This is a genomic window from Frankia sp. AiPs1, from assembly GCF_023716945.1.
GTDB lineage: Bacteria > Actinomycetota > Actinomycetes > Frankiales > Frankiaceae > Frankia.
On the sequence record NZ_JAMQQF010000031.1, the window covers coordinates 21,346 to 28,011 of the forward strand.

A 6,666-nucleotide genomic window follows, 5' to 3' on the forward strand; every position below is an offset into this window, starting at 1 on the left:
CACCAACACCTCACTGGACCGTTGTCACTGGACCGTTGTCACGGCGAAGTTCGCCGGGAACTTGGCCTTGTAGGAGGCGATGGCGGCCGCGATCGCCGGGTTCAGCTTCGTGTTGTAGCTGCCGGCGACGTCGACCTTGCCGGGCAGCAGGCCGGCGGTCTGGAAGGTGTCGGCGATGGCCTGCTGGTCGGCCAGGGCCTTCGGGTCGACGGGGCCCACGGCCGAGTTCGCGCTGTTCTCCGAGGCCTTGAAGTTGGCGGTGACGGACTCCAGCGGCTGGTTGGTGTTCGTGGCCGTGATCTTGTTCCAGTCGGCGGGGTGCGCCCGAGTCCAGGCGAACGACGCCTCGATGCGACCGATGTAGTCGGCGATCGCCGCGGACTTCGCCGGGTCGTCGAGGTCGGAGGTGTAGGCGTTGTAGGCGCCGACGAGGCCGCCGAGGCTGCCCTTGAGGATCGGGCCGCCGTCGGCCAGGATCGGGTTGCCCTTCGCGACCGCGACCTGCACCGTCTTGCCGAACCCGGCCAGCGCGTCGACGCTGCCGCCGAGCAGCGCGCTCAGCCCGTCGGCCGGCGTGAGCGGCACCGGCTGGATGTCCTTGAAGGTCATTCCGGCGCTGGCGAGCTGCTTGAGCAGGAAGTACTGCGTGGTCGTGTTCTTGGTGTAGGCGACCTTCTTGCCTCGCAGGCCGGCGATCGAGGTGATGTCCTTCTTCGCGACGGTCCACTGCAGCGACGTCGGCAGCCGCAGCGTCGCGACGGACACGAAGTTCGGCTTGGTGCCGCCCGCGGCGATCAGCACGTTGGCGACGCCGCTGCCGCGGGCGAGGTCCGCGCTGCCCTGGTTGACCGCGCCGGTCTGCGCGCCGCCGTCGGGGTAGGTCTGGAACCGCACCTTGTACGGGGTGTCGAGCAGGCCGGCCGCCTTGAGCAGCGCCTCGTCGCCGCCGATGGCCGCCGGGTAGGTCGCCACCCGCAGCGTCACGCCCGACAGGTCGGGGCCGCTCGATGTGCTGGCCGCGCTCGGGCTGGCGGCGGCGGACGAGCCGCCGCCCGAGTCCGAGCCGCAGGCCGCGAGGGTCACCGCCAGGCCGGCCGCGACGGCGACCGCAACGGCGCCGCGCACGCGGCCGCCGATCCTGCGCTGGACTGATCCCCGCTGATACATCGAATGACTCCCACGTGATCCACTCCCGGTGTCCCCGGGTCCGGGTGAAGGTTTCATGCCATGACGTCCTTGTCAACAGAAAGCGTAGAGATGGCCCGCGAAGGACGGCGCAGGTTACAGTCCAGGCAAAACGGTGAGACGGGCGCGTGTTCCAGCGGGTGCGTGCAAGCTGGGCGTCATGGCCTGATCTACTGACGATGTAGCGGTGCGTCCGCAAGTGGTGACACGTTTCGAGCACATACCGACGACGATCGAGGGCATCTGGTGGAACTGGGAATCAACACGCTCGGCGGCGTCTCCGCCGACCGGCGCACCGGGCAGACGCCGAGCGAGCATGAGCGGCTGGCCTCGATCGTCACCCAGGGTGTGCTCGCCGAGCGGCTCGGCTTCGAGGCGTTCTCCGTCGGTGAGCACCACGGCGACCCGCACTTCGTGACCAGCGCTCCGCCGGTCATCCTCGCCGCCATCGCCGCGCAGACCGAGCGGCTGCGGCTGATGACCGGGGTGACGCTGCTTCCCCTGCTCGACCCGGTCCGGGTCGCCGAGGACTACGCCACCCTCGACGTCCTCTCGGGTGGCCGGGTCGAGATCGTCGCCGGGAAGGGAAACTTCGCGAACGCCTCGCGGCTGCTCATCGGCGAGGACGACCCGGACCGCGGCGCGCTGCTGCGCGAGCACCTCGACCTGCTCCTGGAGATCCTGCGCACCGGGCACATCTCGGCCTGGCCCGCGACCTCCCGCCCGGCGTTGCGCGACGCGCACGTCACCCCGCGGCCGGTGCAGCCGCAGTTGCCGGTCTGGCTGGGGGCGACCCGCAACGTGGACTCGGTCGAGCTCGCCGCCGGCAAGGGCCTGCCCGTCCTGGTCGCCGGGTTCCGCGCCGGCACCTACGCGGACTTCGCCGACCACTACCGCGAGGCGTTCGCCGCCGCCGGCCACGACCCGGTGCGGGCCCAGGTCGCGTCGCTGTCCACCGTCGTCGTCGACCACGACGAGGCGCGGGTGCGCCGCGAGTACCGGGCCTACTGGGAGCAGACGATCAACGCCGCCGCGCAGCGTAACCAGGGCCTGCGCCAGGACAACCGCGCCCAGCGGCTGCTCGACCAGGGCTTCGACGAGCTGACCGGCCCGACCGGCCAGATCCTCGTCGGCACCCCGGAGTACGTCGCCGAACGCCTGATCGGGATGCACCAGGACCTGCGCCACGACCTGCACTTCCTCCAGATCGACAACGGCCTGGGCCCGGCGGGCACCGAAGAGGTCATGCACCTGATCGCCGAGGAAGTGGCCCCACTCGTCCGCAAGGAGACCGCGCTCAGCGCGGCATAGGAGACAGCGAAGATGACCGACAACCACCGCCCGCTGCGGTTCGGCACGTTCCTGTTCCCCCGCACGGTGGCCGGCCGTTCGCTGCTCGACCATGCCGCGCAGGCCGAGGAGCTCGGCTACGACCTGATCGCCGTGCCCGACCACCCCTACAACCCCGACTACCTCGACCAGGTGGCGCTGCTGTCGGCGGTGGTCGGCCGCACGTCGTCGATCGGGGTGCTGACCGACGTCGTCAACCTCGCCCTGCGCCCGCCGCAGGTCCTCGCCAAGACCGTGTGGACGATCGACCGCCTCGCCCCCGGCCGGGTGGAGCTCGGCCTCGGCACCGGCGGACTGTGGGATCAGATCGTCGCGATCGGCGGCCCGCGGTGGAAGCCGCGGGAGGCCCGCGAGCGGTTGGCCGAGGCGATCGACGTCATCCGGCTGCTGTGGTCCGGCGACGCCGACGTCACCTACGACGGCGAGTACTACCAGCTCGACCACCCGCAGCCGCTGCTCCCGGCGCAGCAGCCGATCCAGCTCTGGATCGGCAGCGGCGGCCCGCTCATGCGCCGGCTGACCGCCAGCCAGGGCATCGGCTGGATCCCCAACGGCAACCGGCTGGACCTCGCCACCGTCCGCGCCGACGCGGCGCACTTCGACACCGAGCTCGCCGCCGCCGACCGGCCGCGCACCGCCGTCCCGCGCCTGTACAACGCCTTCTTCGGCCACAAGCTCCAGGACCGCTCCGAGGGTTTCCTCGTCGGCCCCGCCAGCCAGTGGATCGACGAGCTCACCGCCCTCGCCCTGGAACTGGACTTCGACACCTTCGTCCTCGGCGACCGCGAGACCCCCGTCGAACACCTCCAGATCTTCGCCGACCAGGTCATCCCCCAGGTCCGCGCCCAGGTAGCCGCCGCCCGTCCCTGACCCTCAGCCGCGGCCGAACGCTTCGCGGCGGATGACCTGGAGCAGGGTCGGGGCGCCCTCGCTGGTCGTGATCTCGATCGTCTGACCGACGAACCGGTCCTCGGACGCCTGCGACAGCAGGCAGTGCGCGAGGTCCGCGCGGCTGGTGAACACGCCGTCCAGTGGGCCGTCGCTGACCTCGTAGGGCGAGACGTGGTCGGCGTCGAACAGGCCGGACGAACGGATGACCGTCCACTCCAGGCCGCTGTCACGCACGATCTGCTCCATGGCCCGCATGTCCGCGTAGGTGCTCCGGCCGATCGTGCGGGCTATAAGCGGCTGCATGACCCGGTTGAGCAGGAATCCGCCCTCGGCGTGCGGGTGGGGCTCGACGGCGGTGGAGCTGACCACGGCCAGCCGCTTCACGCCCAGCCGGATCATCGCGGTCGTGAGGGTGGTGGCGGCGGTGCTGTAGACGGTGATCGGAGCCCGCGCGAACGGCACGCCGACGGTGCTCAGCACCGCGTCGACCCCGTCGACGGCCCGCACGGTGGCGGACTCGTCGGCCACGTCGGCCCCGACGACGGTGAGCCGCTCGCCGGCCAGCGGGAACTCCGCCGGCCGCCGCGTGACCGCGACGACCTCATGGCGCGCCTCGAGTGCCTGCCGCACCAGCTGCCGCCCGGTGGGCCCGTTCGCCCCGAAAACCGCGATCCTCATACCTGCCTGGCCTCTCGCGTGGGAGTCGTTCGCGTGGCGGCGCGGTCTGATTCGTCCGCGCCACAGCGCCCTGCGGATACGTCGAATCCCAGCCGTCCGACGTGACAGACCCACGGATGCGCGTCGGCGAAGGCCTGGTCAGGTGGGAGTCGCCGCACCGACGTCAACGGTGTCGGTGTCGGTGTCGGTGTCGGTGTCGCTGGCGGCGGCGGCGGTGAGCCGTGCTGCCAGCGATCTGAGGAGGCCGCGAAGCTCGTCGGGTTCCTCGACGACGAACGGGAAGCCCAGTCCTGCCAGCACTGCAGGTACCCAGTCCAACCGCTCGGCCTGCAGCCGCACCCGGACCCAACCGTCACCCTGTGCCTCGCCGTCGTGCTGTGCTGCGCCGTCACCATGTGCCCCGCCGTCACCATGTGCCCCGCCGTCGACGTGGACGATGTCGTGCACGGTGGCGAGTCCCGCCGGGAGCTGGGACCGGACCTGCTCGGCCGGGCCCTGGACCCGCAGTGAGACCGCGTGTCGGTGGGGCGCCTCGGCGAGCCCGGACAGCACCCGCTCGGCGGGGTCGAATCCGTCGGGAATGTCGAACGTCCCGCCCTGGAGCGTGAGAATCGTGATCCGGTCCAGGCGGAAGGTCCGGGTCTCGCCGCTCGCGGAGTCTGCTCCGGTGACGTACCAGCGCCCGGAGTGGACGACGAGGCCGTACGGATGCACGGTCCGCTCGCTGCGCCGCCCGTTCGACGAGGTGTAGCTCATCGTGACCGGCCTGCGGTCCCGTGCGGCTTCGGCAAGCAGCAGCAGGACGGTCGTCTCCAGCTCGACCGCGGGTCGACCGGGGACAGTGAAGTCGGTGGTCGCCAGCAGCGCGTCCAGCCGGCGTCCCAGCGCCTCGGGCAGCACCCGTCGCACCTTGGCCGCGGCGCTCTCGGCCGCGGCGACGGACGTGGTCACCAGGCCCGCCCGACGTCCGGCCACCAGTCCCAGCAGCACGGCGAGCGCCTCGTCGTCGGTGAGCATGAGGGGCGGCATGCGGAACCCGGGCGCCAACCGGTAGCCGCCGTGACGGCCCCGCACCGACTGCACCGGGATCCCGAGGTCGGCCAGGTGGACGACATAACGACGGACGGTGCGCTCGTCGACGCCGAGCCGCGTCGCCAGGTCCCCGACCGTGCGGGTGCCGCCGGACTGCAGGACCTCGAGCAGGGCGAGCACGCGGGCCGTGGGTCGCGTCACCGCACCAGTGTCTCGCGAATACCGGGCGGATCCTGTCCTCTATTTTTCCTAACGTTTCCGTCATGACAACGCGCAGCCCCGCATCCGGACAGGGGCACAGCCTCGTGTCGATCCGCCTCATCACCGACGACGTCGCGCGCCTGGTCGACTTCTACGTGAGGGTCACGGGCACGCCCGTCCGCTGGTCGACGCCCGAGTTCGCCGAACTGGAGACGCCCGCGGGCACGTTGGCGATCGGCAGCACCCGTACGGTCGCGCTGTTCGGGGCCGGCTCCGCGCGGCCCGCGGACAATCACACGGCGATCATCGAGTTCCTCGTCGACGACGTCGACGCCGAATACGAGCGGATCAGGCAGGTCAGGACCGAGTTCGTCAACGCGCCGACGACGATGCCGTGGGGCAACCGCTCGCTGCTGTTCCGTGACCCCGACGGCAACCTCGTCAACCTCTTCACTCCGGTCACGCCGGAGGCCAGGGCGAGGTTCGGCCGGTGACCGCGGCGGGGCGTCAGACCGTGGGGTCGGGGTCGGTGGGGTCGGTGACGAGGATGACGGCGAGGGTGCGGGGGCCGTGGACGCCCTCGACGCGGTCGAACTCGATGTCGCTGGTGGCCGACGGGCCGCTGATGAGCGTGATCGGACGGGCCGGGTCCAGCCGGGCGAGCAGCTCGGGGACGCCGTGGACGACCTGGTCGGCCCGCACGACGCAGACGTGGACGTCGGGCACCAGGGTGATCGCGCGCCGGCCCTGGTCGGGGGAGCCGTCGAGGGCGATCGTCCCGGTCAGCGCGCACGCCGCCGCGCAGGCGGTGACCACCGCCGCGAACCCGTCGAGTTCGGCGGCGGTGAAGCCGCCGTCGACGACGCCGTCCGGGCACCAGCCCGCCGGCAGCCCAGGTGGGATGACCACTGCCCCACCGCTCCGCCCCGCGGAACCGGGCGGATGCTCCGCGGAGCGGGGTGGGTGTTCCGCGGAACCGCGCGAGTGTTCGGCGGAACCGGGCGTGGGTCCGACGGAGGCGGCGGCCAGGGCTGCGCTGATCGCGGCCGGCTCGTCGCCGGGGGCAGTGTCGACGACGGACGCCCGGTAGTCGACGAGCCGGCGGCGCAGCAGGTCGAGCAGCGGCGGGCTGCCGGGAGCCGGGCCGCCGCCGCGGTGGTAGTCGCGGGGGATGTGGACAGCGCCGTCCGCACGCCGTCCATCCACTGCACCGCCGAGACCGATGCCCGCGTTGGCGTTCGCGGCCCGGATGCGGGCCAGCACCTCGTCGCGCGCGCTCACGCCGGGCCCGCGGGCTGAGCCGAGCGCGGTTCCGCGGAACCCGTCGGC

The 6,666-nt window shown here is 72.0% G+C and carries 7 protein-coding genes; 3 read left to right on the plus strand and 4 right to left on the minus strand.

The window, feature by feature from the left end; all coding sequences use genetic code 11:
* Positions 1-24: 24 nt before the first annotated feature.
* Entirely contained in the window at positions 25-1,125 is a 1,101-nt protein-coding gene (locus ND748_RS06070; protein WP_251744677.1) for an ABC transporter substrate-binding protein, read from the minus strand.
* Positions 1,126-1,431: 306 nt separating this feature from the next.
* Here ND748_RS06070 and ND748_RS06075 point away from each other — a divergent pair, with 306 nt between their 5' ends.
* The gene (locus ND748_RS06075) at positions 1,432-2,496 is read left to right on the plus strand and encodes an LLM class flavin-dependent oxidoreductase (protein WP_251744678.1); all 1,065 of its coding nucleotides are present in this window, start codon (positions 1,432-1,434) and stop codon (positions 2,494-2,496) included.
* Between the two features lie 12 nt (positions 2,497-2,508).
* Complete coding sequence (locus tag ND748_RS06080) at positions 2,509-3,405, plus strand: LLM class flavin-dependent oxidoreductase (RefSeq protein WP_251744679.1); 897 nt, start codon at positions 2,509-2,511, stop codon at positions 3,403-3,405.
* 3 nt (positions 3,406-3,408) lie between these two features.
* On the opposite strand, the gene ND748_RS06085 is transcribed toward ND748_RS06080, so the two are convergent.
* The gene (locus tag ND748_RS06085; RefSeq protein ID WP_251744680.1) at positions 3,409-4,104 is read right to left on the minus strand and encodes an NAD(P)-dependent oxidoreductase; all 696 of its coding nucleotides are present in this window, start codon (positions 4,102-4,104) and stop codon (positions 3,409-3,411) included.
* Positions 4,105-4,242: 138 nt separating this feature from the next.
* Positions 4,243-5,337, minus strand: coding sequence for a YafY family protein (locus ND748_RS06090; protein WP_251744681.1), 1,095 nt, complete (start codon positions 5,335-5,337; stop codon positions 4,243-4,245).
* A 62-nt stretch (positions 5,338-5,399) separates the two neighbouring features.
* Between ND748_RS06090 and ND748_RS06095 the strand changes: the two genes are divergently transcribed.
* Positions 5,400-5,831 (plus strand): VOC family protein, encoded by a 432-nt coding sequence (locus ND748_RS06095; protein ID WP_251744682.1) that lies wholly within the window; start codon positions 5,400-5,402, stop codon positions 5,829-5,831.
* Between the two features lie 13 nt (positions 5,832-5,844).
* Here ND748_RS06095 and ND748_RS06100 read toward each other — a convergent pair whose 3' ends face one another.
* Positions 5,845-6,618, minus strand: coding sequence for an LUD domain-containing protein (locus ND748_RS06100; RefSeq protein WP_251744683.1), 774 nt, complete (start codon positions 6,616-6,618; stop codon positions 5,845-5,847).
* Positions 6,619-6,666 lie beyond the last annotated feature (48 nt).

Excerpts from the sequence above, each read along its gene's own strand:
- ND748_RS06080 (WP_251744679.1), top strand. The coding sequence starts at position 2,509 with ATGACCGACAACCACCGCCCGCTGCGGTTCGGCACGTTCCTGTTCCCC.
- ND748_RS06085 (WP_251744680.1), bottom strand. The coding sequence starts at position 4,104 with ATGAGGATCGCGGTTTTCGGGGCGAACGGGCCCACCGGGCGGCAGCTG.
- ND748_RS06095 (WP_251744682.1), top strand. The coding sequence starts at position 5,400 with ATGACAACGCGCAGCCCCGCATCCGGACAGGGGCACAGCCTCGTGTCG.